This window comes from Anaeromyxobacter dehalogenans 2CP-1 (assembly GCF_000022145.1).
Lineage (GTDB): Bacteria > Myxococcota > Myxococcia > Myxococcales > Anaeromyxobacteraceae > Anaeromyxobacter > Anaeromyxobacter dehalogenans.
Genome location: NC_011891.1, coordinates 4,151,038 through 4,175,300 on the forward strand (window position 1 = coordinate 4,151,038; position 24,263 = coordinate 4,175,300).

At 73.1% G+C, this 24,263-nt stretch carries 22 protein-coding genes and 1 other RNA gene; 14 read left to right on the forward strand and 9 right to left on the reverse strand.

The window, feature by feature from the left end; translation table 11 throughout:
• The first annotated feature begins 386 nt into the window (after positions 1–386).
• From groES to A2CP1_RS18835, 5 genes are all read left to right on the forward strand, one after another.
• Entirely contained in the window at positions 387–680 is a 294-nt protein-coding gene (groES, locus tag A2CP1_RS18815; protein WP_011422641.1) for a co-chaperone GroES, read from the forward strand.
• A 39-nt stretch (positions 681–719) separates the two neighbouring features.
• Positions 720–2,363, forward strand: a complete 1,644-nt coding sequence (groL, locus tag A2CP1_RS18820; protein ID WP_015934824.1) for a chaperonin GroEL — start codon at positions 720–722, stop codon at positions 2,361–2,363.
• Between the two features lie 127 nt (positions 2,364–2,490).
• Positions 2,491–4,008 carry a tetratricopeptide repeat protein gene (locus A2CP1_RS18825; protein ID WP_015934825.1) on the forward strand — a complete coding sequence of 506 codons (1,518 nt, stop codon included), beginning with the start codon at positions 2,491–2,493 and terminating at the stop codon, positions 4,006–4,008.
• 257 nt (positions 4,009–4,265) lie between these two features.
• Entirely contained in the window at positions 4,266–4,925 is a 660-nt protein-coding gene (locus A2CP1_RS18830) for a tetratricopeptide repeat protein (RefSeq protein ID WP_015934826.1), read from the forward strand.
• 121 nt (positions 4,926–5,046) lie between these two features.
• Positions 5,047–5,361, forward strand: a complete 315-nt coding sequence (locus A2CP1_RS18835) for a hypothetical protein (protein WP_041450561.1) — start codon at positions 5,047–5,049, stop codon at positions 5,359–5,361.
• A gap of 9 nt (positions 5,362–5,370) precedes the next feature.
• On the opposite strand, the gene A2CP1_RS18840 is transcribed toward A2CP1_RS18835, so the two are convergent.
• The 3 genes from A2CP1_RS18840 to A2CP1_RS18850 are packed head-to-tail and all read right to left on the reverse strand — an operon-like array spanning position 5,371 to position 8,900.
• Positions 5,371–5,805: a hypothetical protein gene (locus tag A2CP1_RS18840; RefSeq protein ID WP_015934828.1), complete on the reverse strand. Its 435-nt coding sequence runs from the start codon at positions 5,803–5,805 to the stop codon at positions 5,371–5,373.
• 9 nt (positions 5,806–5,814) lie between these two features.
• Complete coding sequence (locus tag A2CP1_RS18845; RefSeq protein WP_015934829.1) at positions 5,815–8,151, reverse strand: fimbria/pilus outer membrane usher protein; 2,337 nt, start codon at positions 8,149–8,151, stop codon at positions 5,815–5,817.
• Entirely contained in the window at positions 8,148–8,900 is a 753-nt protein-coding gene (locus A2CP1_RS18850; protein ID WP_015934830.1) for a fimbrial biogenesis chaperone, read from the reverse strand. The genes A2CP1_RS18845 and A2CP1_RS18850 overlap by 4 nt, the downstream gene beginning before the upstream one ends.
• Positions 8,901–8,973: 73 nt before the next feature.
• On the opposite strand from A2CP1_RS18850, the gene A2CP1_RS18855 reads away from it, so the two are divergent.
• Both A2CP1_RS18855 and A2CP1_RS18860 read left to right on the forward strand, forming a co-directional pair.
• Positions 8,974–9,456 (forward strand): Csu type fimbrial protein, encoded by a 483-nt coding sequence (locus A2CP1_RS18855; protein ID WP_041450562.1) that lies wholly within the window; start codon positions 8,974–8,976, stop codon positions 9,454–9,456.
• Between the two features lie 203 nt (positions 9,457–9,659).
• Positions 9,660–10,154 carry a Csu type fimbrial protein gene (locus A2CP1_RS18860; protein ID WP_015934832.1) on the forward strand — a complete coding sequence of 165 codons (495 nt, stop codon included), beginning with the start codon at positions 9,660–9,662 and terminating at the stop codon, positions 10,152–10,154.
• Between the two features lie 152 nt (positions 10,155–10,306).
• Here A2CP1_RS18860 and A2CP1_RS18865 read toward each other — a convergent pair whose 3' ends face one another.
• Positions 10,307–10,906, reverse strand: coding sequence for a peptidylprolyl isomerase (locus tag A2CP1_RS18865; protein ID WP_015934833.1), 600 nt, complete (start codon positions 10,904–10,906; stop codon positions 10,307–10,309).
• A gap of 254 nt (positions 10,907–11,160) precedes the next feature.
• Here A2CP1_RS18865 and aqpZ point away from each other — a divergent pair, with 254 nt between their 5' ends.
• On the forward strand, positions 11,161–11,898 hold the full coding sequence (gene aqpZ / locus A2CP1_RS18870) for an aquaporin Z (protein ID WP_015934834.1): 738 nt from the start codon (positions 11,161–11,163) through the stop codon (positions 11,896–11,898).
• Between the two features lie 69 nt (positions 11,899–11,967).
• Here the strand turns inward: aqpZ and mscL are convergent, their stop codons facing one another.
• Positions 11,968–12,390 carry a large conductance mechanosensitive channel protein MscL gene (gene mscL / locus A2CP1_RS18875; RefSeq protein ID WP_015934835.1) on the reverse strand — a complete coding sequence of 141 codons (423 nt, stop codon included), beginning with the start codon at positions 12,388–12,390 and terminating at the stop codon, positions 11,968–11,970.
• Between the two features lie 190 nt (positions 12,391–12,580).
• Positions 12,581–12,703: a hypothetical protein gene (locus A2CP1_RS23985; protein ID WP_280959880.1), complete on the reverse strand. Its 123-nt coding sequence runs from the start codon at positions 12,701–12,703 to the stop codon at positions 12,581–12,583.
• A gap of 767 nt (positions 12,704–13,470) precedes the next feature.
• Between A2CP1_RS23985 and A2CP1_RS23520 the strand changes: the two genes are divergently transcribed.
• Positions 13,471–15,219, forward strand: a complete 1,749-nt coding sequence (locus tag A2CP1_RS23520; protein WP_168165128.1) for an FG-GAP-like repeat-containing protein — start codon at positions 13,471–13,473, stop codon at positions 15,217–15,219.
• A gap of 430 nt (positions 15,220–15,649) precedes the next feature.
• Here A2CP1_RS23520 and rnpB read toward each other — a convergent pair.
• Together rnpB and nth are read right to left on the reverse strand one after the other, a co-directional pair.
• An RNA gene (gene rnpB / locus A2CP1_RS22860) (RNase P RNA component class A) lies at positions 15,650–16,059 on the reverse strand.
• Positions 16,060–16,102: 43 nt separating this feature from the next.
• Positions 16,103–16,795, reverse strand: a complete 693-nt coding sequence (gene nth, locus A2CP1_RS18890; RefSeq protein WP_015934838.1) for an endonuclease III — start codon at positions 16,793–16,795, stop codon at positions 16,103–16,105.
• Between the two features lie 482 nt (positions 16,796–17,277).
• Between nth and pssA the strand changes: the two genes are divergently transcribed.
• From pssA to A2CP1_RS18905, 3 genes are read left to right on the forward strand one after another with little or no spacing between them, the layout of a single operon-like run.
• Positions 17,278–18,132, forward strand: coding sequence for a CDP-diacylglycerol--serine O-phosphatidyltransferase (pssA, locus tag A2CP1_RS18895; protein ID WP_012527660.1), 855 nt, complete (start codon positions 17,278–17,280; stop codon positions 18,130–18,132).
• Between the two features lie 3 nt (positions 18,133–18,135).
• Positions 18,136–18,759, forward strand: a complete 624-nt coding sequence (locus tag A2CP1_RS18900; RefSeq protein ID WP_245529842.1) for a phosphatidylglycerophosphatase A family protein — start codon at positions 18,136–18,138, stop codon at positions 18,757–18,759.
• Entirely contained in the window at positions 18,759–19,985 is a 1,227-nt protein-coding gene (locus A2CP1_RS18905; protein ID WP_015934840.1) for a CinA family nicotinamide mononucleotide deamidase-related protein, read from the forward strand. Before A2CP1_RS18900 ends, A2CP1_RS18905 begins: the two co-directional genes overlap by 1 nt.
• A 12-nt stretch (positions 19,986–19,997) precedes the next feature.
• Here A2CP1_RS18905 and A2CP1_RS18910 read toward each other — a convergent pair whose 3' ends face one another.
• On the reverse strand, positions 19,998–20,456 hold the full coding sequence (locus A2CP1_RS18910) for a hypothetical protein (RefSeq protein WP_015934841.1): 459 nt from the start codon (positions 20,454–20,456) through the stop codon (positions 19,998–20,000).
• Positions 20,457–20,545: 89 nt separating this feature from the next.
• Here A2CP1_RS18910 and A2CP1_RS18915 point away from each other — a divergent pair, with 89 nt between their 5' ends.
• Both A2CP1_RS18915 and A2CP1_RS18920 read left to right on the forward strand, forming a co-directional pair.
• Positions 20,546–21,034 (forward strand): hypothetical protein, encoded by a 489-nt coding sequence (locus A2CP1_RS18915; RefSeq protein ID WP_015934842.1) that lies wholly within the window; start codon positions 20,546–20,548, stop codon positions 21,032–21,034.
• 76 nt (positions 21,035–21,110) lie between these two features.
• Positions 21,111–24,236 carry a TolB-like translocation protein gene (locus tag A2CP1_RS18920; RefSeq protein WP_015934843.1) on the forward strand — a complete coding sequence of 1,042 codons (3,126 nt, stop codon included), beginning with the start codon at positions 21,111–21,113 and terminating at the stop codon, positions 24,234–24,236.
• The last annotated feature ends 27 nt before the right edge of the window (positions 24,237–24,263 follow it).

A 24,263-nucleotide genomic window follows, 5' to 3' on the forward strand; every position in this document is an offset into this window, starting at 1 on the left:
CCTCGGTGGGTGGCCCCGCGGGCGGCTGGACGGCTCGCCGCAGGGGCGCCCTCCTACCCTGAACGGTAATCTCCGCCGCGCCGGAGGCGCAACCCCGCGCCGTGACGGCGCTTTCACCCACCCGGCCGCACCTGCGGCAGCCGGAGGATGCGACTGCCAGCCGCACCTTCGGCACTCGATCGGGTCGACTGCCAGCCCCGAAATAAAACGTTCGTTATTCCGAAAGGATACGCATTCACCCCGCTCGCTTGACACCCCCGAGGCCGTGGTTAGGATACGCGCGCCGCTGGCAGTCGGAGCACTCGACTGCCAGCCGGCTCCAACGACCTTCGAACCCTCCCGCCGCGCGTTGGCGGGGGAGGCCAGAGCCACAAGGAGGACACACCATGACGAAGATCCGTCCGCTGCAGGACCGCCTCATCGTGAAGCGGGTGCAGGAGGAGGAGAAGACCAAGGGCGGGATCATCATCCCGGACTCGGCCAAGGAGAAGCCCATCGAGGGCAAGGTGATCGCCGCGGGCAACGGCAAGGTCCTCGAGGACGGCAAGGTCCGCCCGCTCGACGTCAAGGCCGGCGACCGCGTCCTCTTCTCCAAGTACGCCGGCACCGAGGTCAAGATCGACGGCGAGGAGCACCTGATCATGCGCGAGGAGGACATCCTCGGCGTGATCGAAGGCTAGCGCCCGCAGCCCCTCTCACGGAACACGGAGCTCAAAGACATGGCAGCCAAGGAAATCGTCTTCGACCAGAAGGCCCGCGACGCGATCCTCAAGGGCGTGAACACGCTCGCCGACGCGGTGAAGGTGACCCTCGGGCCGAAGGGCCGGAACGTGGTCATCGAGAAGAGCTTCGGCTCCCCGACCATCACCAAGGACGGCGTGACGGTCGCGAAGGAGATCGAGCTCGAGAACAAGTTCGAGAACATGGGCGCGCAGATGGTGAAGGAGGTCGCCTCCAAGACCTCCGACGTGGCCGGTGACGGCACCACCACCGCGACCGTGCTCGCCCAGGCCATCTACCGCGAGGGCTCGAAGCTCGTCGCGGCCGGCCACAACCCGATGGACGTGAAGCGCGGCATCGACAAGGCCGTCGAGGCCATCGTGGGCGAGCTGAAGAAGCTCTCCAAGCCGACGAAGGACCACAAGGAGATCGCCCAGGTCGGCATCATCTCCGCCAACGGCGACACCACCATCGGCAACATCATCGCCGAGGCGATGGAGAAGGTCGGCAAGGAGGGCGTCATCACCGTCGAGGAGGCCAAGGGCCTCGAGACGACGCTCGACGTGGTCGAGGGCATGCAGTTCGACCGCGGCTACCTCTCGCCGTACTTCGTGACCGACGCGGAGCGCATGGAGGCGGTCCTCGAGGACGCCTACATCCTCATCAACGAGAAGAAGATCTCGAACATGAAGGACCTGCTCCCGCTGCTGGAGCAGATCGCGCGCTCGGGCAAGCCGCTCATCATCGTGGCCGAGGAGGTCGAGGGTGAGGCGCTGGCGACGCTGGTCGTCAACAAGCTGCGCGGCACGCTGCACGTCTGCGCGGTGAAGGCCCCGGGCTTCGGCGACCGCCGCAAGGCCATGCTGGAGGACATCGCGATCCTCACCGGCGGCCGCATGATCGCCGAGGAGCTCGGCCTCAAGCTCGAGCAGGTCACGCTGAAGGACCTCGGCCGCGCCAAGCGCGTCACGGTGGACAAGGACAACACCACCATCGTCGACGGCGCCGGCAAGAAGGAGGACATCGAGGCCCGGGTGAAGACCATCCGCGCGCAGATCGAGGAGACCACCTCCGACTACGACCGCGAGAAGCTCCAGGAGCGCCTCGCGAAGCTGGTGGGCGGCGTGGCGGTCATCAACGTCGGCGCGGCCACCGAGACCGAGATGAAGGAGAAGAAGGCCCGCGTCGAGGACGCGCTCCACGCGACCCGCGCGGCCGTCGAGGAGGGCATCGTCCCCGGCGGCGGCGTGGCGTACCTGCGCTGCGTGAAGGCGCTCGAGGGCGTGAAGGTGAACGAGGGCGAGAAGGTCGGCCTCGACATCGTCCGCCGCGCCATCGAGGAGCCGCTCCGCCAGATCTCCGGCAACGGCGGCTACGAGGGCTCGATCGTGGTGAACAAGGTGAAGGAGGCGAAGGAGGCCGCGTTCGGCTTCAACGCCGCCACGGGCGAGTACGAGGACCTGGTGAAGGCCGGCGTCATCGACCCGACCAAGGTCTCGCGCTCCGCGCTGCAGAACGCGGCGTCGGTCGCCTCGCTGATGCTCACCACCATGGCGATGGTCGCCGAGAAGCCGAAGGAGGAGGCTGCGGCCCCCGCCGGCGGCGGCATGGGCGGCATGGGCGGGATGGGCGGCATGATGTAGGCCGTCCCGTCCTCCCGGACGGAACCGAGGGGTCGCCGGTGCGCCGGCGGCCCCTCTTCTTTTCGTGATGACGGCAGCTTCGCTCAGCGTGTGGACGCCGCGCGCGCGCGGTTGGTACCGTGGGTGGATGCGCCACCCGCCCCTGCCGGCCACCGCGTGGGCCCCGATGGTCGCGATCGCGCTCGCCTCCCTCTCCGGCTGCGCCGGCGCCGGTTCGTTCCGCTGCCCGGAGCAGGGCGGACGGGACTGGCACGAGCTCCGGACCGAGCACGTGGTGCTCCAGACGGACCTCCCGTCGTGGAAGGCGAAGGAGCTCGCGGGCGAGCTCGAGCGCATGTTCGTCGTCGTGCGCAGCGGACTCTTCCGCAACCCGCCGCCCGCGCCCGGCCTGCTGCGCGTGGTGGCCCTCGTGTCCGAGAGCGACTTGAAGCGCTTCGCGCCGAGGGGCGCCGCCGCGTACTACCACCGGCCCGAGTTCTCCGGGCCTGTCGTGGTCATGCCCGGCACGCTCGGCGAGGCGCAGCGGAGGGTGATCGCGCACGAGGTCACCCTCCACCTCACGGCGCAGCTCTTCGCGCGTCAGCCGCCCTGGTTCCGGGAGGGGCTCGCCAGCTTCATGGAGTCGATGGGCACCGAGGGCTCGCCAACCCTGGGCGGCGCGCCGGAGCACTGGTCCTGGTTGGCCAGCGCCCACCACGGTCGAGGCATGCGGGCGGCCGACGTCCTCACCGCGAGCAGGTTCGACGATCGCACCGGCGCCGCGTATGCGGAGTCGTGGGCCCTGGTGCACTTCCTCGTGAACCGGGAGCCGGAGCGGTTCCGCGCGCTGCAGGTACGCTTCGCGCGCGGGCAGGATCCCACCGCCGCATGGCGGGAGGTCTTCCCGGAGTGGGACCCCGCTGCCAAGGACCGCGCGCGGACGCTGGACGAGGCGCTGGACCGGTACCTGAACCACGGCGGGAAGTACACGTCTCGCCCGGTCCGGCTGCCCCCCGCGCCGCGGGCGACGGATCGGACGATGACCGCCGCCGAGGTGCACGCGGCGCGCCTCGCGCTGCTCTGGGAGGCAAGGTGGGTCCGGAACGACGCTTCCTGGATTCGCGCCGAGGCGGAGCACGCGCTCACGCACGACCCGGGTCATGTCGACGCCCTGGCGCTGCTCGCGGCCTCGGCGAAGGCCGGCGAGGCCCTCCGCCTGATGGAGCGCGCCACCGCCGCGCACCCGGAGGACGGCCGCGCCTGGCTGGCGCTCGCCGCCTTTGTCCCCGCGGGCCAGGAGGAGCGGCGGCTCGCGGCGCTGCAGAGGGCGGTCGCGGCCGACGGCACGAGCGCCGCGGCGCTCAGCATCCTCTCCGCGGCGCTGCTCGCGGCCGGGCGCTCCGGCGAGGCGCTGCCGCTCGCCCGGCGGGCGGTCGCGCTCGAGCCCTGGAAGGGCTACGCGCTCGTCACGCTCTCCCGCGTGCTCGAGGACCTGGGCCAGTGCCCGGAGGCGCTCGCGCTGCAGCGGCGCGCGGTGGACGTGTCCCCGGAAGGCAGCGATGCGGCCGCGTGGAACGCGCTGGCCGAGCGGCGCGCTCGCCTGGAGTCCGCCTGCGGGACGCCGCCCGCGCCCGCCCCGGCGACTGCGCCTGGCGCGGCGCCCTGACCACGTGAGGACGGAATCTTCGCTGCGGGTGTGGACGACCCGCGAGAGCGGTTGGTACCGTGGGTGGATGCGTCCCCTCCTGTGCAGGACCGCCGCCCTCGCTGCCGTCCTCGCCCTCGGCGCCACCGCCCGCGCGGACGACTTCCGCTGCCCGGATCGTGGCGGTCCGGCGTGGCGCGAGCTCCGCACGCAATTCGCCGAGCTGCAGGGCCGCTTCCTCCGCGGACAGGCGCGCCGGGAAGTACAGCTACCGCGGCGTGCGCCTGCCCGAGGCGGCGCCGATCCGCGAGCGCCCCATGAGCGCCGCGGAGGCCCACACGATCCGGCTCTCGCTGCCCTGGATCGAGCGCGGTGAGAAGCCCGACCCGGCGCGCCTGAAGGCCGAGATCGAGGAGGCGCTCGCCCACGATCCCGGGCACGTGGCGGCGCTCGAGCGGATGGCCGAGGACCGTGCCGGCGACGCGCTCTCCCTCGCCGAGCGCGCCACGGCCGCCCACCCCGAGGACGCGCGTGCCTGGCGGTTCCTCGCGCGCAGCACCAGCGACGGCGAGCGGCGCATCGCCGCGCTCCGCAAGGCGGTGGAGACGGATGGGGCGAGCGCCGAGGCGGCGAACGAGCTCGCCTGGACGCTGCTCGAGGCGGGCCGCTCCGGTGAGGCGCTGCCGCTCGCGCGCCGAGCGGTCGCGACGGAGCCGTGGAATGCGGGGATCATCGACACGCTCGCCGGCGTGCTCGAGGACCTGGGGCAGTGCCCCGAGGCGCTCGCGCTGCAGCGCCGCGCCGTCGACGTGCTGCCGGAAGGCGTCAGCCCCGCCGCGCGGGCCGCGCTCGTCGAGCGGAGGTCGCGCTTGGAGGCCGCCTGCGGCCGGCCGCAGCCCGCGACGGCGCCGGCGCCGGCTCCCGCCGCGGCGCCCTGACGCGGCGGAGCGCGGCCCCACGCCGCTGCGCGCGCCGGCGCAACTCCGTCCGGAGAGCCTCGCGCCGCGGAACCCGAAATCCGCCGCCCCTCCCCGGCTCCCGCGGGAGCACGATCCGTCCATGACCAGGCGAACGATGCAGCGGGCCAAGGTGGACCGGCCGGGCGACGTGGGCATCGACCTGCCCGCGGGCGCGGCGGCGGAGGCGCTCCGGCCCTCCGACTATCACCTCCTCGAGATGGAGCCGGCGGAGCCGCGCCCCGTCCGCGCGCACCACGGGCCGCGGGCGCACGCCGCGGAGGTGGAGCGCCCGGGCGACGTCGGCATGGACCTGCCCGCCGGCGCGGCGGCGGCCGAGCTCCGCCCGTCCGACTACCACCCGGTGGAGATGGAGCCGACCACCGGCGGCCGGACGAAGCGGCGCACGCATCACTGAACGTGTACGTCAGCGCGCGGCGCCGGGCGGGAGCGCGAAGAGCGCGTCCGCCGCGGCGCCGAACGCGCCGGCCACCTGCGCGGGGAACAGCAGCACCGGCAGCGCCAGGGCGGCGCCGACGACCACCGCCCAGGCGAGCGGGTGCGCCGTGTCGGTCTGCGTGGCCATGAACACCGACGCGCCGAACAGCAGCAGCGTGAGCGTGCCGCCCACCAGCAGCGAGGCCGGGCCGGAGAAGCCCAGCAGCCGCAGCGCGCCCGCGATCGCGACGAGGCCGGCCAGGTTGAGGAGGTCGCGCCCGCTGCCCGCCCACCAGGCCCGCCGCTCCTCCCGGAGCAGGCGGAGCCCGACCTCCTGCACCCACAGGAAGCCGGCCACCGCGACCACGTACGCCGCCATCGCCCCCGCGCGCGCCGTCCCGGCCGGCTCGACCACCGTCCACATGAGAGGAGTCTAGCGCGAGGCGAGCAGCGCGCACGTCACCTGCCCGACGTCGAGCAGCGGCGGCGCCCCGGCCGGCACCTCGACCGCGAAGGTGCAGGTCTGGCCGTGCCAGAGCACGTGCGCCCGGTGCGTCCCGGCCGGCAGGCCGTCGAGCCAGAACTCGCCCCGCGCGCCGACCGGCGACGTGAACACGCGCCGGCTCGCCAGGACCACCACGGTGCCGTAGGCCGGCACGGCGTCGTGGCCCGGCATCCGCACCCGGCCCTGGACCGCGCGCAGGCGCTCCACGTCGAACACCACCACCGCGCCGCCGCGGCGGGGCGGGCCCACCACGCGCTCGGTCGCGCCCACCGAGTGATCGATGGGGACGTCGGCGTCGGCGATGGAGAGCCGGTTGCCGCCGTAGGGGAGCAGGCCCGGCACGAGCAGGTCGCCGCCGCGGCCGGTGCGCCCCACCGGCTGGTTGTTGAGGTAGGCGTGCACGCCCGGGACGCCCGGGACGCGCACCACCGCGTAGCTGCCCTCCACCGGCCGCGCCGCGAACACGCGCCCATCCATGAGGACCAGCGCGCCGGATGCCGTCGCGGTTCCGACCTCGCCGAAGCGGGTGCGGTCCCAGGTCAGCTCGTAGCGCCCGAAGGACGACTGCGCCTGGCCGAGCGCGGAGACGTCGGTCTGGCCGGCCCAGCGATCGGTGCGCACGCGGTAGCCGAACCCCTCGCCGAGCGGGAGCGGCCGCTGGAGCCCGGCGCCGGTCCGCGCCTGGCCGTCCTGGACCCGCGTGCCGGCGTCGAGCGTGATCGCGCGATCCGCGGTGATCGCCAGCCCGGCGGTGCCCGTCCACTGCGCGGTACCGCCCGCGCCGGAGACGCCGGTCCCGACCTGCAGGTGGACCCCCCGCGCCATGCGCACGTAGGCGGTGAAGTCGGCCGCCGAGCGGGCGCTCCCGTCCGCGTAGCGCGTGGTGGAGGCGGCGAGCTGTCCGGTGAGCCAGCCCAGCGGCGACCAGGAGAGGTTAGCGCCGCTGCGCCAGAGCATGCGCGGGAACAGCGCGTCTGAGGTGGTGGTGACGTAGGCGCGGGAGCTCCACGTGTGGTCGAGCCCGAGCCAGGCGCGGCGCAGGCCCAGGCGCCAGCCGGCGAGCGCCGCGCCCCCCAGCGCGCCGTCGTGGCCGCTGGCGGCGCCGCCCACCTGCAGCTCGCCCACCGGCAGGCCCAGCACCGCCGAGAGCCCGCCGCTCGCCAGGTCCGGCGAGGCCTCCACCCGCGCACCTGCAGTGAACCAGTCGGTCACGCCCAGCCGGTGGCTCCCCACCAGCACGGGCGGCCCGTAGCTCCAGCTCTCCAGGCCGAACGCGCGCCGCCGCGGCCCGGCGTACCAGGAGAACGCGTGGAAGCCCTGCGCGAGCAGGCCCTGGGCCTGGTAGCGCGCCGCGTCCACCTCCTCGGTGCGCCCGAACGCGTCGCGCACCACCACCCGCACGTCGTTCTGCCCGGTGGTCACCGGCAGGTTGGAGAGATCGTACGTGCCCGGCGCCACCTGCATCGTGCGCACCAGCGCGCCGTTCACCCAGACCTCCACGGTGGAGGGGCTGGAGGCGAACGCCGAGACCTGCGGCAGCGGGCTGGTGCGGCGGTACGGATCGAGCGACGGCTCGCGCGAGATCCCCAGGCCGCCCAGGATCGGCGCGCCCCCGAGCGGCTGCGCCGGGACGATGGCGTCACCGAGCGTGAATCGGATCATCGGGCCCGGCTCCTCGCGGGTGAGCGCGGTGAGGCCGCGGATCACGCGGCCGTCCGGATCCACCGAGGCGCTCCCCAGCGCCAGGTGGCGCGAGAAGCTCACGCCGGCCTCGGCGAAGCCGGTCAGCTCGCGACCGCTGGTGCCGCGCGCCGAGTAGTTGAGGAAGGCGCCGGGCGACTCGCGCAGCTCGAGGCCGGACGGACGGCGGAGCGTGTCCAGGTCGAGCGCCTTGCGCCCCAGCAGCGCGGGGCCGGCGGTGAGCCGCAGCGTCAGCGCCGCCTCGTCCACCTCGAACTCGAGCCGCGGCGCGAGCGAGCGGAGCGACACCAGCTCGCGTCCGTCCGCGGTGCGCCGCGCGCCGTCGCCGGCGGCCACGCCCAGGCGCTCCAGGTCGGTCGGCGCGATCCAGGCGTCGCCGCCCTCCAGCACCACCAGCACCGGCTCGCCCTCGGCGTCGTTCACGATCGGCAGGAGGAAGGCCGGGCGCGGGCCGGCGGCCGGCTGGGCCGGGGACGCCTCGACGGTGGGTGACGGCTGGGCGCGAGCCCCGGCGGCGGCGGCGAGCGCCGCGAACGCCAGGGCCAGCGTCCGCGCGGCGGTCACGGCCCGCAGGCGCCCGGCGGGATCGGGGCCGACGCCTTCGCCTCGCCCGTGTCGAGCGTGGCGGTGACGGTGGCGGTGACCGCCGCGGCGCGCGCGGCGGCGCACACCGCCGCCCCGAGCGCGACCTCGTAGCGGCGCTCGCCGCCGGCCAGCACGTACCAGCCCTCCAGGTCCTGCTCGAGCAGCGGGCCGCCCGAGGCGCCGCGCACCACCAGGCGGACGGCGCTGGGCCGGAAGCGCGCGTTGCCCTCGTTGCGCAGGAGCGCGGTGACCCGGCCCGCCGCGGCTGCGGGGGGTGCCACCACGGCGCGCACCACCGGCACGGCCGGCGCCACGAACACCGGGATGCTGATGCGGGTGAGCACGCGCACCTCGGCGGCCGAGACGTCCGCGGGCGGCGGCAGCTCCTCGAGGAACACGCGGAAGCTCCGCTCGGCCGGGCCGGGCGCGAGCTCGGTGCCCACGCGCACGTTGCGGCTCGTCCCGGGCGCGATCTCGAGCAGCGGCGGGAACGCGAGGAGCTCGGTGGTCGGCTCGACGCGCATGACGCCGGCCGCGTCCTGCGCCCAGCTCGCGGTCCGCACCTGCACGCGGAGCGGCGTCGTGCCGGAGTTGCGCACCTCGAGCAGCGCGGTGCGCCCGCGCGGCCCCAGCTCGACCAGGATCGGCTTCACGTCGATCTGGCCCGCGCGCGCGGGGGCTGCGGCGGCGAGCAGCAGGGCGAGGGTCGCGCGGGCGAGCAGGGTCATGGCGGTCGGGCCGTCCCGGCGGAGGATTTCCGGACGGCGGCCCGTCACGGTATACGAAACGACGGACCGATCAATGAATCGGCGGCTGCCACATCCCCCGACGTCCTGCGCGCTCGCGCGCCTCCTCGCGGTGGCGCTATCGCTCCTCGCGCCTGCGGCGGCGCGCGCCACGAGCTGCAGCATGACCATGGGGACCTCGATCGCGTTCGGCGCCTACGATCCCCTCTCCCCCGTCCCGCTCACCACCACCGGCATGCTGCAGTACCGCTGCTCCCGCGGGCAGGCCATCCGGATCACGCTGAGCCCCGGCAGCTCCGGTGACTTCCAGGACCGCACGCTGCGCCAGGGGCCCTGGACGCTCGCGTACAACCTGTACGCCGACGCGGGCTTCGGGACGGTCTGGGGGGACGGCACGGGCGGCACCGCGGCCGCGCCCGCCGTCACCACGCTCTCGAACGGCCTCACCGTGGCGTACGTGTTCGGGCGCATCCGCGAGCGGCAGGAGCCGCCCGTGGGGCCGTACTCCGACACGGTCGTGGTGACGTTCGAGTTCTGATCGCCCCTCCCGCGCGCGCAGGGATGCCGGGACGATATCGCGGACGAGCCGGACCCACCGTAGCGCCTGCGCGGCGACAGCGCCCCCGCGTTGACCACGGGTCACGCGCTCTTCACGTGGGATGGGGATGCCGGAGGGCCGGGACCCCGGGTAGCGTCTCGAGCCTCGCGCTCTCGCGAACGTTCACCCAAGGAGTCGTCCACATGCAGAAGCTCGCCCTGCGCCTCGCGCTCGCCATCGCCGCCCTCACGCTCACCGCCGGCACCGCCCGCGCCGCGACCGCGACCGCCACCCTCGACGTCACCGCCACCGTGGTCCCTTCGTGCACGATCGCCGCCACCCCGGTCGCGTTCGGCAACTACGACCCGCTCGTCACGAACTCGAGCACGGCCCTCAACGCGCAGGGCACGGTGACGGTCACCTGCACGACCGGCACGGCCTACACCATCGGCCTCGGCGCCGGGAACAGCGCCAGCGGCAGCCGCGCCATGCAGCACGCGTCGCTCACCGCGGAGCTTCCCTACGAGCTCTACCTGGACGCGGCGCGCACCACCGTCTGGGACAACACCGTGATGCAGACCGGCACCGCCGCGGGCATCACCCCGGCCCCGTACCCGGTGTACGGCCGCATCCCGGCCGCCCAGAACGTGCCGACCGGCAGCTACGCCGACGCGGTCGTCGCCACGGTCACCTTCTAGCCGCTCGCCGTCGCCCCCTCCCCGCGCGCCGGTCCGCACACCCGCGGGCCGGCGCGCGCCGTCTCCGGCCCTGCCGCGCCACGCAGCCGCGGCGCCCGGTGCCGGCGCGGCCCACCCGGTCGCTGGGCGTCACGATCCGTGAACGGTGTCGCCTACCGCTGCGCCGGCGCCGAGGCGCCTCGGCCGACGACCCTCGCGGCCAGGATCCGGATCGGCGGCGAGAGCGCCTGGCCCTTCACCGCTGCGCGGTGGATGCGCCGCACCACGTCCATGCCGCGAACGATCCGCCCGAACGCCGCGAAGCCCTGGCCGTCCGGGTTGCGCCGCCCCCCGAAGTCCAGGTCCGGCTGCGGGCCCACGCACACGAAGAAGTCGCTGGTGGCCGTGTCCGGCCCTGCGCGCGCCATCGCGATCGCGCCGTCCACGTGCCGCAGGCCGGTGTCGCGCGTGCGCTCGAGGCGGATGGGCGCGTGGTCGTGCTCCCCGTGCGCCGGCGCCACCCCCGCCTGCACCACGTCGATCTTCACCGCGTCGCCGGGCTGGTTGTCGGCGCGCACCGTCCGGTGGAAGCGGCCGCCGTCGTAGCGCCCCTCGCGCACGTAGCGGAGGAAGTTCGCCGCCGTCGCCGGCGCGCGCGCCGCGTCCACCTCGACCTCGAGCTCGCCGAGCTCGGTGGTCATCACCACGTGGACGCGGGCCGGGGCCGGTGACGCGGCGCCGAGGAGGAGCGCGAGCAACGGGAAGGCGAGCATCCGGGGAGCGTAGCGCCTGCGGGGCGCCGCAGCGAATTCGAGCCCGCGATCGCGCCGGACGCCCTTCTCCGGGCGACGCCAGCACCGGGCTGGCGACTGCGCGCGGTCTCGTTCCGATGCCGCCTCGAGCCCCTCCTTCGGCCGAACGATCGGGTCGCACCGCGCTCGGAGGCACTCGGATGAGCGTGCCTTCACCCCACACGCTTCGTGCTATCCCCGTCGCCGACGCGCACGCGCGCGCGGAGGTCGCGATCATGCCCCTGGCACACCGGATGGCGGCGGAGGTCGTCGGCACGTTCTGGCTCGTCCTCGGCGGTTGCGGCAGCGCGGTCCTCGCCGCCGCCGTCCCGGGGCTCGGGATCGGCTTCCACGGGGTGGCGCTCGCCTTCGGCCTGACCGTGCTCACGATGGCGTACGCCATCGGGCACGTGTCCGGATGTCACCTCAACCCCGCAGTGACGGTGGGGCTCACGGTCGCGCGCCGCTTCCCGGCGGGCGAGGTCGGCCCGTACGTCGTCGCCCAGGTGATCGGTGCGATAGCCGGCGCGGGCGTCCTGTACCTCATCGCCTCCAGCAAGGCGGGCTTCGACGTGTCTGCGGGCTTCGCCTCGAACGGCTTCGCCGAGCACTCGCCCGGCGGCTACGCCCTGGGCGCGTGCTTCCTGACCGAGCTCGTGATGACGTTCGCGTTCCTGTTCGTGATCCTGGGCGCGACCGACGAGCGCGCGCCGAAGGGCCTCGCCCCGATCGCGATCGGCCTGTGCCTCACGCTCATCCACCTCGTAAGCATCCCCGTGACCAACACCTCGGTGAACCCCGCCCGGTCCACCGGGCCGGCCCTGTTCGCGGGCGGCTGGGCGGTGGCGCAGCTCTGGATGTTCTGGATCGCGCCGATCGTGGGCGCGGCGCTGGCTGGCATCGTCTACCCGCTCGTCGCCGGCGGCCGCGCCGCGCACGGACGCGCGACGGCCACGCACGCGAGCGCGACCTGAGGCACCACCCGGGGGCCCGCTGTTCGCCGCCGGAGCCCCGCCCATGGCGAGGCTCCGGGCGGACGGCCGTCACCGTCTCAGCGCGTCGCGGATCTCGCGGAGCAGGACGACCTGCTCCGGCGGCGCCGCCGGGGCAGGCGCCGGCTCGGCCCGCTTCATCCGGTTGAACTGCTTCACCATGAGGAAGATGATGAAGGCGAGGATGAGGAAGTTGAGGACGATGGTGAGGAAGCTGCCGTAGGCGAAGACCGGCACGCCCGCCTTCTTGACCGCGTCCAGGGCGTGGGGAACGCCCGGCGGGATCTCCTTCAGCGCGACGAAGTAGTCCTTGAAGTCGAAGCCGCCGAAGATCGCGCCGACCACCGGCATGACGAGATCGTTGACGATCGAGTCCACGATCTTCCCGAAGGCGGCGCCGATGATGACGCCCACCGCCAGGTCGACCACGTTCCCCTTCAGCGCGAACGCCTTGAACTCCGACGCGAAGCTCATGGTTGCTCCCCCGGTTCGATGGATGGTTCTCCCCGGGCCGGTCCGACCCGGGCCGCGATGACAGTAGGACGCTGCGTCACCTTCGTCCATCAGGTGGGGAGGCGCGCCGGCTGATCCCGCCATACGGGTGGGCGGTTCCGACGCGCCACGACGGACGGAGGGTCCGGGCCAACCAGGGGGCACCGACCGGTCACGCACGGTCGGTGAATGCCACGGCGAAGACGCGCGCGATCCCGGCCAGCGATCGGACGCGGACGTCCTTCAGCCCTGCCGCCGGACGCGCGCTCGGCACCGCGTGAGGGTCGAGGTCCATGCGTTGTCTCCCTGCGTTCCGGGAGGCGCCAAGCGACGCCAAGTGACCGCTCCACCCGCGACGCCGTCCGCCTGGACACACGCCCTTCGATGGTACAGAACCTCGGTCGCGCTCATCCACGGTCCGAGGAGCGCAAAGTCGGTCTCGGTCACCGACCGGTGCGCGAACCCCTTCCGCTCCGACACGCGCCAGCCGCGGATGCACGGGGAGATCGCGACGGTGAGCCCCCTGCTGCCGACGTGGGCGTGTAAGACGACCACCTCGCTCCTCTGGATCTTCTCGCGGCAGTCCGCCACGCAGATGCGCATCCGCAGGCCCTCGGCGCGGCAACTCGTGCAGCGTGACGATCTGCTGGACGTCCATCTCGGCGACCGCCCGGCGTCGGGTCGTTCACGACGAACCACAATTCTCCGGCCTGCTCGTTCACCCCAGGTCACGACGAAGGACGCATCTGGCTGCCCCGGCCGAACCCACCCTCCCCTAGCACTTCGACGGAAAGTGTGTTTAACTGTCTGTCGTAGCACCTTCCGTCGAACCGAGCAATGAGCGATATGTGCCGCCGCCGGCGGCGCGAACGGGCTGTCATCCTGGGGGCGCGCGACTGCGGCTCGAGTGCGGCTCGACGAGGGAGGTGTGCGACGACCGTGATCGAGGCGCCGCACACATGTGTCCGATCAGAACCCCGGGTCGAAGGCTCGCCCCGGTCTCAGCGGAGGGAAAGCATGCACACGTTGAAGTCGAATCGAGGTGCTGCACTTGGAGCACGCGTGACCATCGCGCTCGCATTGCTCGGGATCGCATTCGCCGGGTGCGGTCCTGGCGCGGAAGGGTCGTCCCCAGCGAGTTCATCAGAGCCGTTGTACGTGGCTTCCTCGAAGATCTGGCGGCTCAATCCCATTCCGGTTTGCTGGACGAATCCCTCGGAGGCGAACGCCATCGAGCGCGGCTGGATGCGCGCGGCTGTCGAGCGGGAGTACGAGGGCCATTCGGCAGTGCTGTTCGAGGGATGGGGGGCGTGTGGGGTGTTTCAGCGAGGAATTCGGATCGCGATCTCCGACGAACAACCGCACACGATAGGCCTGGGGACGGACATTGACAGTGCATGGATGTATTCAAGTCCAGGAATGTACGTCAACTTCACCTTCCAAAACTGGAGCCCGTCATGCGCCGCGGGCTCGATGAGGCGGTATTGCATCGAGGCGATCGGCGTGCATGAGTTCGGCCACGCTCTCGGCTTTTCACACGAGCAGAACCGGCCCGACACGCCGCGCGATATCTGCACGGATGCTCCCCAGGGTACGAACGGGGACACTCTCGTCGGCGCCTGGGACCTAGAATCCGTGATGAACTACTGCAATCCGAACTGGAACAACGGGGGCGTCCTCAGCGCGACAGACATCTTCGGACTGAGGATCTTCTACGGGCCGCCGAACCAGCTGTCGCGCGAGGCATGGGCAAGGGCCTCCGGAGGATTCTGGAACGCGCAGAAGTGGCTCGCGGGCGACTTCAACGGCGACGGACGCGCCGACCTCGCGAACGTGTTCAACGACGGGGGCTACTCCACCGTGGACGTGCATCTGTCCACGGGCAACGGATTTGTGCAGACGATCTGGGCGACGCGCTCGGGCGGCTTCTGGGACGCGCAGAAGTGGCTCGCGGGCGACTTCAACGGCGACGGACGCACCGACCTCGCGAACGTGTTCTACGACGGAGGATACTCCACCGTGGACGTGCACGTGTCCACGGGCAGCGGATTTGTGCGGACGCGCTGGGCGACGCGCTCGGGCGCCTTCTGGGACGCGCAGAAGTGGCTCGCGGGTGACTTTAACGGCGACGGACGCACCGACCTCGCGAACGTGTTCAACGACGGGGGATACTCCACCGTGGACGTGCATGTGTCCACGGGCAGCGCGTTCGTGCGGAGGGTCTGGGCGACGCGCTCGGGCGACTTCTGGGACGCTCAGAAGTGGCTCGCGGGCGATTTCGACGGCGACGGACGCGCCGACCTCGCGAACGTGTTCAATGACGGGGGTCTCATGTCCGCCGATGTTCACGTGTCGACGGGCATCAGCTTCGAGCGGCAGGCGTGGGTCAGGCGCTCCTACCAGTTCTGGGACGCGCAGAAGTGGATGGCAGCCGACCTGAGTGGCGACGGTCGGGCGGACCTCGTCAACGTGTTCAGCGACGGGGATCTCATGTCCGCCGACGTGAACGTCTCGTCCGGGGCCGGGTTCCGCCGCGAGCGGTGGGCGACGCGGTCCTACGGGTTCTCAGATGCGCAGAAGTGGATGGCGGCGGACTTCAGCGGCGATGGCCGAGCGGACCTGGCGAACGTCTTCAACGATGCAGGAAACATGTCTTCGGATATCCACGTCGCCGAGTGTCCGAGCGGGTGGCAACAGTGCTCAACAGCGAGCGGCAGCTGCGTCGACATGCAGCACGACGCCGCGAACTGTGGTTCGTGCGCGAACACGTGCGCGAGCGGTCTGACGTGCAATCACGGCAGTTGCGGGTGAGCTCTCCTGCTCATCTCCAGACGGTAGGGATCAGTATTGAAGCCCAGCGGACTTCCCAGGTCCGCTGGGCTTCGCCGTTTGCGGATGCGCGTCGCGTCACGGCGGGTCGCCCCAGGTCGCTCGCAAGCTGATCGGCTACTAGCGCCGATGGCCCGTCGCGAGCGTGTCGGATCCGCGTCCACGGAACGATCCACATTTCGCCAGCCAGCGCACGGGCTCGTGCGCGAGGGAAGCCGCGGTCGGGTCGCGCGCCCGTCGGCGATGCCGAGGCGAGGTCCTCTCGCCGCCTACTACTACCCGTGCGTAAGCCTCCCGGGTGCGCGTCTGCCTGCCGCTCGACCGTGGGGGGAGCATCGATCTCAATAAACGACCGCGCCCAGGTCGAGGCGCCGCAAGTCGCGCGCACCTCCGATGACATCTCAGAAAAAAAGACCGGAGCCGCCCTGTAAGCCGGGTTCTGTTCCGCGGGAAACCCCGCGGCGACGAACATTCATCTCGGACGCGCGTTGCCGCGCGTCTCCAGCGAGCATACCCGGAGGCCTGGACCGGGCCGGTCTTGCCCTCCCGCTCGCGCGGGTGGGACGCCTCCCTATTCGCTCTTGCACCGCGTGGGGTTTGCCGTGCCGCGCCGGTCACCCGGCGCGCGGTGCGCTCTTACCGCACCGTTTCACCCTTGCCACGCACGCCGGTCGCCCGGCGCCGTTCGGCGGTCTGTTCTCTGTGGCACTTTCCTGCGGGTCGCCCCGACCGGCCGTTGGCCGGCACGCTGCCCTCTGGTGCCCGGACTTTCCTCGGCGGCCCCCTTCCCTGCAGGACCGACGCGTTCGCCCGGGCGGCTCCGGCGAGGCGGATGTAACACGCGGGCGGCGGGCCGGCAATGGGCCTACCGGCGCAGGGCGGCCGGGACCCCGCGCTTCGGGCAGAGGTCGGCCACCACGCAGCGGGAGCACGCCGGCGCGCGCGCGGCGCAGGTCCGGCGCCCGTGCCACACGAACAGCTGGTGGCCGCGACCCCAGCGCGCCTCGGGCAGGAGCGCCATGAGGTCCCGCTCCACGCGGTCGGGATCCTGCTCGCGGGTGAGGCCGAGCCGTCGCGAGACGCGGCCGACGTGCGTGTCCACCGGGAACGCCTCCGCCGCGCCGAGGTGCACGAGCACCACGCCGGCGGTCTTCCGCCCGACCCCGGGCAGCGCCTCGAGCGCCTCGCGCGTGCGGGGCACGCGGCCACCGTGCTCGCGCGCGATCGCGCCCATGGCGGCCACGATCGCCTTCGCCTTGTTCCGGAACAGCCCGAGCGACCGGAGGTACGGCCAGAGCTCCTCCGGCTGCGCGCCGGCGTAGGCCGCGGCGTCCGGAAAGCGCGCGAACAGCGCGGGCGTCACCTTGTTCACGCCGGCGTCGGTGCTCTGCGCCGAGAGGATCACCGACACGAGGAGCTGGAGGTCGTCCTGGAACGCGAGCGCGATGCGCGCCTCGGGCATCTCCGCGTCGAGGCGGTCCACGATCTCGGCGGCGCGCGCGCGAGCCTGCGCGGTGGGCGCGCGGGGGCGTGCGCGGAGCCGGGAGCGGGGCGGCATGCGGGCGCGGATGCTAGCACCGGCGGCCGCGCCGGCGGGACGCCGGAAGAAAGAAGGCGCCCCGGCGCGGCGGCCAGGGCGCCTTTCCCACACCCTCCCCCGCGGAAGGCGGCGCCGGATGCGGCGAGACGATGGCGAGAGGGTGCGCCGGGAGCCGGCGCGGGGTCAAAGCCCCGGACCGGACGTCACGTACAGTGAACGCGCCGGCGCCCCGCTCCCGGCCCGGCCTCCCTGCCGCCGGCCGATCCCCCGGGGCCCCGGGAGATGTGCGTGCGTGCAGGGAGATGCAGGGAACTCCGGGAGGATCCCCGCCCCTCCTCCGCCGGGCCCGCCGGCGGCGCCGTGTCCCGTCCTCACTCGACAAATGGGGCCGCCCGTGCCAGCCTCTGCGCTCGCATCGGGTCCCGCGGGGGGCGGGCCGTCGCTCGGCACGCCGCTCCAGGGAAAGGCCCTCGTCGCGCGCCATTGGAGGATCGCGCTTCATGCAGATCAACCTGCGCAAGGCGATGTTCGTGCTGCCGAACCTGTTCACGGTCAGCTCGATCTTCCTGGGCTTCTACGCGCTCACGCTGTCCGCCGGGGACGCCACCCCCGCCCAGCTCTACCAGGCGGCCCTGGCCATCTTCTTCGCCATGTTCTTCGACGCGTTCGACGGCCGCGTCGCGCGCATGACGAAGACCCAGTCCGACTTCGGGGTCCAGCTCGACAGCCTGGCCGACGTCATCTCCTTCGGCGCGGCCCCGGCGCTGCTCGTCTACAAGTGGGCGCTCGCCCCGCTGGGCTTCATCGGCCTGTTCTTCTCCTTCGCCTTCGCCGCCTGCGGCGCGCTCCGCCTGGCGCGCTTCAACGTGCTCGCGCAGCGCGGCGACAAGGGCTCGTCCGCCTTCTTCGTCGGGCTCCCCATCCCGCTCGCCGCCGGCACCATCACGGCGCTCGTCATCGCGCACTACAAGGAGTTCGGCGCGGCCACCAACCCGGCCACCCGCGTGCCGGTGCTGGTGGTGGTCGCCCTGCTCTCGTTCCTGATGGTCTCGACCGTCCGTTACCGCACCTTCAAGGACGTGCACCTGTCCGCCCGCAGCCTGTCCGCGTTCGTGCTGGCGAGCGCGGTGGGGCTGGCGGTCGCGTACGCGACCCGCGCGTCCTTCGCGCTCGTGGTCTACATGGGCGCGTACATCGCCATGGGCCTGGCCGAGTCGCTGTTCGAGAAGGCGCGCACGCTGGATCGCAGCCGGCTGCCGCCGGACGTGCGCGCCGAGCTCGACGCCGACGAGGCGCTCGAGCCGGGCCCCGAGGACGTGGACGGGGACAAGGCGGAGCAGGACGAGTACATCTAGCGCGTGACCACGCCGCCCTCGCCCGCGCCCGGCCCGGCCATGCCCGCGCCGGGCGCGTCCTCCCCCGGCCTCCTCTCCCGCCTCCGCCGCCGCGGCCTGAAGCGCGGCCCGAGCCCGAAGGGCCCGCCGGGCCCGGCGGTGCTGTTCGCCGCGTGGGGCCCGTGCGGCTACGCGCCGGTCGCGCCCGGCACGTTCGGCACGCTCGGCGCCATCCCGCTCTACTGGGCGCTCACCTGGCTCACCTGGCCCGCGTACCTCGCGGTCACCGCGGCGCTCACCGCGCTCGCCATGGTGGCGGCCCAGCGCGCCGGCCGTTACTGGGGAGTGGCCGATGCCTCGCCCATCGTGGTGGACGAGGTGGCCGGGTACCTCGTGACCATGGCGCTCGTCCCGTTCTCCTGGCCCGCGGCGATTGCCGGCTTCGTGCTGTTCCGGATCTTCGACGTGCTGAAGCCCTGGCCGGCCTCCGCGTTCGACCGCGTGAAGAACGGCTTCGGCGTGGTGATGGACGACGTGGCGGCCGGGGTGTTCGCCTGGTGCACGCTGCAGTTCGTGCAGCTCGCGCTGCGGCTCCTCGCCGGCTGCGGGACCGTGTTCCACTGGTGGTGCGTGGAGGTGGGGTCGTGATGCAGGTGGAGATCCTCGCGACCGGCGACGAGCTGCTCACCGGCCAGGTGGTGGACACGAACTCCCCGTGGCTGATGGACCGGCTGTGGGACCTCGGCCTCATGGTGCGGCGCAAGACGCTGGTGGCCGACGACCGCGACGACCTGCGCGCCGCCATCCTCGAGACCACCGCGCGCGCCGACCTCGTCGTCATGAGCGGCGGGATGGGCCCGACCGAGGACGACCTCACCTCGGAGTGCGTCGCGGCGGTCCTGGGCGTGCCGCTGGAGCGCCACGAGCCGTCGATCGAGGTGCTGCGCGAGCGCTTCCGCAAGTTCGGGCGCGCGCTCACGCCGAACAACGAGAAGCAGGCCTGGTTCCCGCGCGGCGCGGAGGTGATCCCGAACCGCTGGGGCAGCGCGCCGGGGTTCACGGTGCCGGTGGGGCGCGGGCGGGTGGTGTGCCTGCCCGGCGTGCCGGTGGAGTACCGGGGCCTGTGCGAGGAGTGGGTGCTGCCGCACGTCGGCGCCCGGCTGAGCGAGGTGCCCGCGGCGGGCCTGGTGAAGCTGTTCGCCGTGCCCGAGTCGCACGCCGACCACGCCATGCGCCCGGTGATGGACGACCCGGCCAACGCCGGCGTCCGCTTCGGCTACCGCGCCCACTGGCCCGAGACCCACGTGAAGTGGACCGTGCCCGGTCCCGACGCGGCGGGCCGCGCGGCGCGCATCCGCGAGCGGGTGCTCGGGATCTTCGGCGAGCAGGTGTTCGGCGAGGGCAAGGACGAGCTGCCGGATCTGGTGGTGGCGCGCCTCGCCGCGCGCGGCGAGCGGGTGGCGCTGGGCGAGTCCTGCACCGGCGGGATGGTGGCCGAGCTCCTCACCGCGGTGCCGGGCGCCTCGGCGGTGCTCGACCTCGGGGTGGTCGCCTACGCGAACGCGGCCAAGGAGCGGGTGCTGGGCGTGCCGGCGGAGCTGCTCGCGGCGCACGGCGCCGTGTCGGAGCCGGTGGCGAGGGCGCTCGCCGAGGGCGCGCGCCGGGCCGGCGGCGCAGCCTGGGGCGTCGGCATCACCGGCATCGCGGGGCCGAGCGGCGGCACGCCGGAGAAGCCGGTGGGCACCGTGCACCTCGCGGTGGCGGGCCCGTCGGGCACCGAGACCGTCGCGCGCGCCTACCGCGGCGACCGCGACCGCGTGCGGCGCCAGGCCGCCTACGAGGCGCTCAACCTGCTGCGGCTCGCGCTGCGCTGAGCGACGGGCGCGTCACGCCGCCGGCGGGGCGGCGGGCTCGAGGCAGAACGCCTCGACGAAGCGATCCCAGGTGACCTGCGCGGCGCCGCTCGCCATCAGCGCCTCGTAGGTGCGCGTGGCCGCCTCGAGCAGCTCCGGCAGCGGCCGCGGCGCGTAGCGGGCGGTGAGCCCGCCGTCCTCGAGCACGCGGCGCACCAGCGCCTGCACGTTCACCGCGCGCCCCTCCAGCTTGCCCTGGCGGTCGATGAGCCACCCGACGAGCTGGCCGATCCGCTCGCGCACCGCCACCCGCACGCCGGCGCCGCCGGCGGCGAGCGCCTCGTTCACGGCGTCCGGCGCCGCGTCGCGGACCACCACCCAGGTGAGCGAACGGTCCGCGGCGTACCCGGCGCGCTCCAGCGCCGCGCGGCAGCGGGCCTCTTCCTCGGGAGGGCAGCGGATGCGGACCACGGGCTCGGTGCGGGGGCTCACGGGCCCCGTTCGTACCCTCGCGCCGGCCGGCGCGCAACGGCGTCCACGCGCGGCCCGCGCCGGCAGCCCGGGCGCGCTATCCTCCGGGCGTGTCCGAGGGCCCTCCCGACCCCGCCGCGCTGGAGCTGCTCCGCTCCCGGAGCGGCCTCTCCATCGACCCCGAGGGCCGGTTCCTGCACCGCGGCGAGCCGATCACCCACGCCCGCACGCTGGAGGCGCTGTGGCGCTCGCTCTCGCGCACGCCGGACGGGCGCTACGAGGTCGCGATCGGCCGGGAGCGCGCCTACGTGCAGGTGGACGAGGCGCCGTACGCGGTGCGCGGCGCCACCGAGGACCCGCGCGGCGGACCGCCGCTCCTGCACCTGTCCGACGGCACCGCGGAGCCGCTCGACCCCGCCACCCTGTCCGTCGGCGCGGACGGCGTGCTGCGCTGCGCAGTGAAGGGCGGGGCCCACCGGGCCCGATTCACCCGCGCGGGCCACGTGTCGCTCGGCCTGATGCTGCGTGAGGACCCTCCCGGGTCGGGTGGCTACGCACTTTTCGTGAATGGCGCGCGCTGGCCGGTGACGGTGTTGTAGTCCGCACGGACGGTGCCCGGCGCGGTATCCTTCCGGTTGCTCGCCCGGCGGCGGGCCCGACCGTTACCTTCCGCAAATGAGAAGACTCGTCGCGCTCTGCGCGCTCGCCATCCCGCTCGCGGCCGCGCCCCAGGGGTTCCAGCTCCGGGCGCCGTCGCTGGCCGACGCGTTCCAGACCATGGACCGCATCGAGGCGCGCCAGGTCGAGGGACGCGTCGAGGACGGGCTCGAGCAGACGTACATCCTCCCGGAGCGCCCCGGCCAGAACCAGGTGGCCTGGTACGGCTTCGACTGGCACTACCTCGACGTCCCGCCCCCGGGCGGCGGCAAGGGCGGCATCCGCCTCTACTACTACGAGACCGAGCTGGCCCAGGCGCGGCGCGCGCTGCCCGCGATCCGCAGCGCCTACGCGCGGCTGGTGGACGCGTTCCACTACAACCCCACCCGCCGCATCCCGTACATCCTCTACGCCACCCAGCGCGAGTTCCAGACGCAGAACGTGTTCGCGGTGACCGAGTCGGTGCTGGGCGTGACCTCGCCCGAGGACCTGAAGATGACGGTCCCGTACTTCGGCGATCACTCCCGGTTCACCGAGGTCTCCACGCACGAGATGGTGCACCAGTTCACCATCCAGAAGCTGATGGAGGCCGCCGGCGCCGAGGACATCGGCTCGCCCATCCAGTACCTGCCGCTCTGGTTCATCGAGGGCATCGCCGAGTACTACACGAAGGGTGGAATCGACGTCGAGACCGACCTGTACCTGCGCGACCTGGTGTGGAACCCGGATCCGCGGCGCGGGTACGAGATCCTCGCGTTCCAGGACGACCGCTACCGCGGCTACATCCCCACCTACAAGCTGGGCCAGGCGCGCGTCGCCTTCATCGCCGAGGAGTACGGGCGCGAGAAGATCCAGGGCTTCCTGGAGAGCGCGTACCTGCTCGCCGACGACGGCGGCCGGGGCGGCGGCGGCGGCGGGCGGGGCTTCTCCGCGCTGGTGCGGCGGGTGCTGAACGAGCCGGTGGAGCAGGTGGACGCGCGCTGGAAGGCGTGGCTCAAGAAGCGCTACTACCCCGCCTACCTCGCGGCGCGGCAGGACCTCTCGGCGGTGCGGGAGCTGCGGCAGCTCCCGGGCGAGCCGGAGGACTTCACCACCTCGCACGACGGCACGCTGGTGCTGTACCGCGCCATCGACCGGCGCCGCGGGCGCGCAAGCCTCTACCTCATGGACGTGCGCAGCCCGCGCAGCGCGGTCGAGGTCGCGACCGACAGCCAGCCCGGGCTCGAGTCGCTCCACCCCATCGACTACTCGGTCGGCGCGGTCGCCGACGGCGTCCTCGCGTTCTCGGCGCAGGACGGCATCGGCGACGCGCTCTATCTCCAGCGCTTCCGGCACAAGTTCACCGAGGGCCGCACCGCCCGCTTCCAGCTCGGCAAGCGCCGCAAGCTCGACGTCCGGCCGCCCGACGGGCGCCGCTTCATCACCATCGCCGACCCGACCTTCTCCGCCGACGCGAGCCACCTCGCGTTCGTGGGCGTGGCCGAGGACGGCCAGCAGGACGTGTACGTGGTGCCGGTGACCGGGGGCGTCGCCCGCCGGCTCACCAACGACGGCTACACCGAGAAGGACCTGCACTGGGGCGCCGACGGCCTCTACTGCGCGTCCGACGCCACCGACCACGGCCGGCTCAACCTGTTCCGCATCGACCCGGCCACCGGCGCGCGCACCCGGCTCACCACCGCGGCCTCGACCGACCGGCACCCCTACCCGCAGGCGGACGGCTCGGTGCTGTTCTCGTCGGACGCGCGCGGCAAGCCCGACCTCTACCTGCTCAAGGACGGCGCCATCCAGCGCCTCACCGACTTCACCACTGGGCTCACCAGCCCGGCGGTCGCGCCCAAGGCGCGCGGCGTCCTCGCCGCCACCTTCAACGGCGGCCTGTTCCGCATGGTGGAGGTGCCGCGGGTCGCGTGGCTGGAGGAGCCGCCCACGCCGGTGGCGCCGCCGGCGGGCGACGTGCTGGAGATCCCGTCCGCCGACTTCCCGGACTCGGTGCCCTCGTACCGCGCCACCTCCATCCGCAACTGGCGGCCGGAGGGCGGGTTCGTCTACGGCGGCGGCGCCGGCAGCAACGTGGCCGGCCGGGCCGCGGTGCTCTTCTCCGACCTGCTGCGCGACCACGTGCTGTTCGTGGACCTGTCGATCTACGGCTCGTTCGACTACACGCAGGCGATGGTGCTGTACGAGAACCGGTCGCGGCGCCTGAACTGGGCGCTGGGCGGGTTCCACTTCGTCCAGCAGCAGATCGACCGGCTCGACTACAACCTCGCATACTACCAGCGCGACTTCGGCCTGGTGGGCGCGCTCCGCTACCCGCTCGACCGGTTCCGCCGCGTCGAGCTGGAGCTCACCGTCGGCGGCGTGCAGCGCTACTGCCTCACCGACTTCTCCGGCGCCGGGTTCCTCGTCTGCAAGGGGATCCAGCTCCAGGGCGGCGTCTACCGCGACACCGCCGACTGGGAGCGCCAGAACGGCGGCGTGAACCTCACCGTCAACCCGGCGGTCCGCTACGGCTTCGACACCATCCGGTACGACGCGTACACCGGTCCGCTCGCCGGCAGCTCGCTGCTGCTCGAGCTGGGCGGCGGCTACCTGCCGGGGCGGAGCGCGGTGCACGGGTCGGCGCGGCTCGACGCGCAGAAGTACTGGCAGCTGGTGGGCCGCTCCAACTTCTCGTTCCGCTTCGCGGGCGGCACCACCTTCGCGCCGAGCGGGAAGAGCGAGGTCTGGCAGCGGAGCTGGTGGCTCACCTCCGGCGACAACCTGCGCGGCTTCTCGCCGTTCGACCTCGCCTACCTCATCGGCCAGCACTACTACGTCGTGAACGCCGAGCTGCAGTTCCCGCTCGACCCGCTCATCCGCCTGCTCATCTTCGACTACCTGGAGGGCGTGGCCGCGCTCGACTTCGGCAGCGTGTTCAACCGCTTCGAGGACCGGGTGGACGCCTCCGGCGCCATCCTCGAGCCGGGCGCCTGGGAGTCGCGCACGCTCACCGGCGTGCTGGGCGTGAACGTGCTGTTCGGCCCGCTGCTCCTGCGCGTCCACTTCGGCCACCCGTTCGACATCGGCGGCATCAAGACCCCGGCGATGCAGGAGGGGACGAAGTGGGTGACGAACGTGACGCTCCGGTACTTCTTCATGTGACGACGGCTCGAACGCGGGGCGGCGCGG

What these genes read in the sequence shown, in the direction of transcription:
- A2CP1_RS18835 (WP_041450561.1), top strand. Translation starts at nt 5,047, where the DNA reads ATGACCAGGCGAACGATGCAGCGGGCCAAGGTGGACCGGCCGGGCGAC.
- A2CP1_RS18825 (WP_015934825.1), top strand. Translation starts at nt 2,491, where the DNA reads ATGCGCCACCCGCCCCTGCCGGCCACCGCGTGGGCCCCGATGGTCGCG.
- A2CP1_RS18865 (WP_015934833.1), bottom strand. Translation starts at nt 10,906, where the DNA reads ATGCTCGCCTTCCCGTTGCTCGCGCTCCTCCTCGGCGCCGCGTCACCG.
- A2CP1_RS18855 (WP_041450562.1), top strand. Translation starts at nt 8,974, where the DNA reads ATGAATCGGCGGCTGCCACATCCCCCGACGTCCTGCGCGCTCGCGCGC.
- groES (WP_011422641.1), top strand. Translation starts at nt 387, where the DNA reads ATGACGAAGATCCGTCCGCTGCAGGACCGCCTCATCGTGAAGCGGGTG.
- aqpZ (WP_015934834.1), top strand. Translation starts at nt 11,161, where the DNA reads ATGCCCCTGGCACACCGGATGGCGGCGGAGGTCGTCGGCACGTTCTGG.
- groL (WP_015934824.1), top strand. Translation starts at nt 720, where the DNA reads ATGGCAGCCAAGGAAATCGTCTTCGACCAGAAGGCCCGCGACGCGATC.
- A2CP1_RS18860 (WP_015934832.1), top strand. Translation starts at nt 9,660, where the DNA reads ATGCAGAAGCTCGCCCTGCGCCTCGCGCTCGCCATCGCCGCCCTCACG.
- A2CP1_RS18850 (WP_015934830.1), bottom strand. Translation starts at nt 8,900, where the DNA reads ATGACCCTGCTCGCCCGCGCGACCCTCGCCCTGCTGCTCGCCGCCGCA.
- nth (WP_015934838.1), bottom strand. Translation starts at nt 16,795, where the DNA reads ATGCCGCCCCGCTCCCGGCTCCGCGCACGCCCCCGCGCGCCCACCGCG.
- A2CP1_RS23985 (WP_280959880.1), bottom strand. Translation starts at nt 12,703, where the DNA reads ATGGACCTCGACCCTCACGCGGTGCCGAGCGCGCGTCCGGCGGCAGGG.
- A2CP1_RS18840 (WP_015934828.1), bottom strand. Translation starts at nt 5,805, where the DNA reads ATGTGGACGGTGGTCGAGCCGGCCGGGACGGCGCGCGCGGGGGCGATG.
- A2CP1_RS18920 (WP_015934843.1), top strand. Translation starts at nt 21,111, where the DNA reads ATGAGAAGACTCGTCGCGCTCTGCGCGCTCGCCATCCCGCTCGCGGCC.
- A2CP1_RS18905 (WP_015934840.1), top strand. Translation starts at nt 18,759, where the DNA reads ATGCAGGTGGAGATCCTCGCGACCGGCGACGAGCTGCTCACCGGCCAG.
- pssA (WP_012527660.1), top strand. Translation starts at nt 17,278, where the DNA reads ATGCAGATCAACCTGCGCAAGGCGATGTTCGTGCTGCCGAACCTGTTC.
- mscL (WP_015934835.1), bottom strand. Translation starts at nt 12,390, where the DNA reads ATGAGCTTCGCGTCGGAGTTCAAGGCGTTCGCGCTGAAGGGGAACGTG.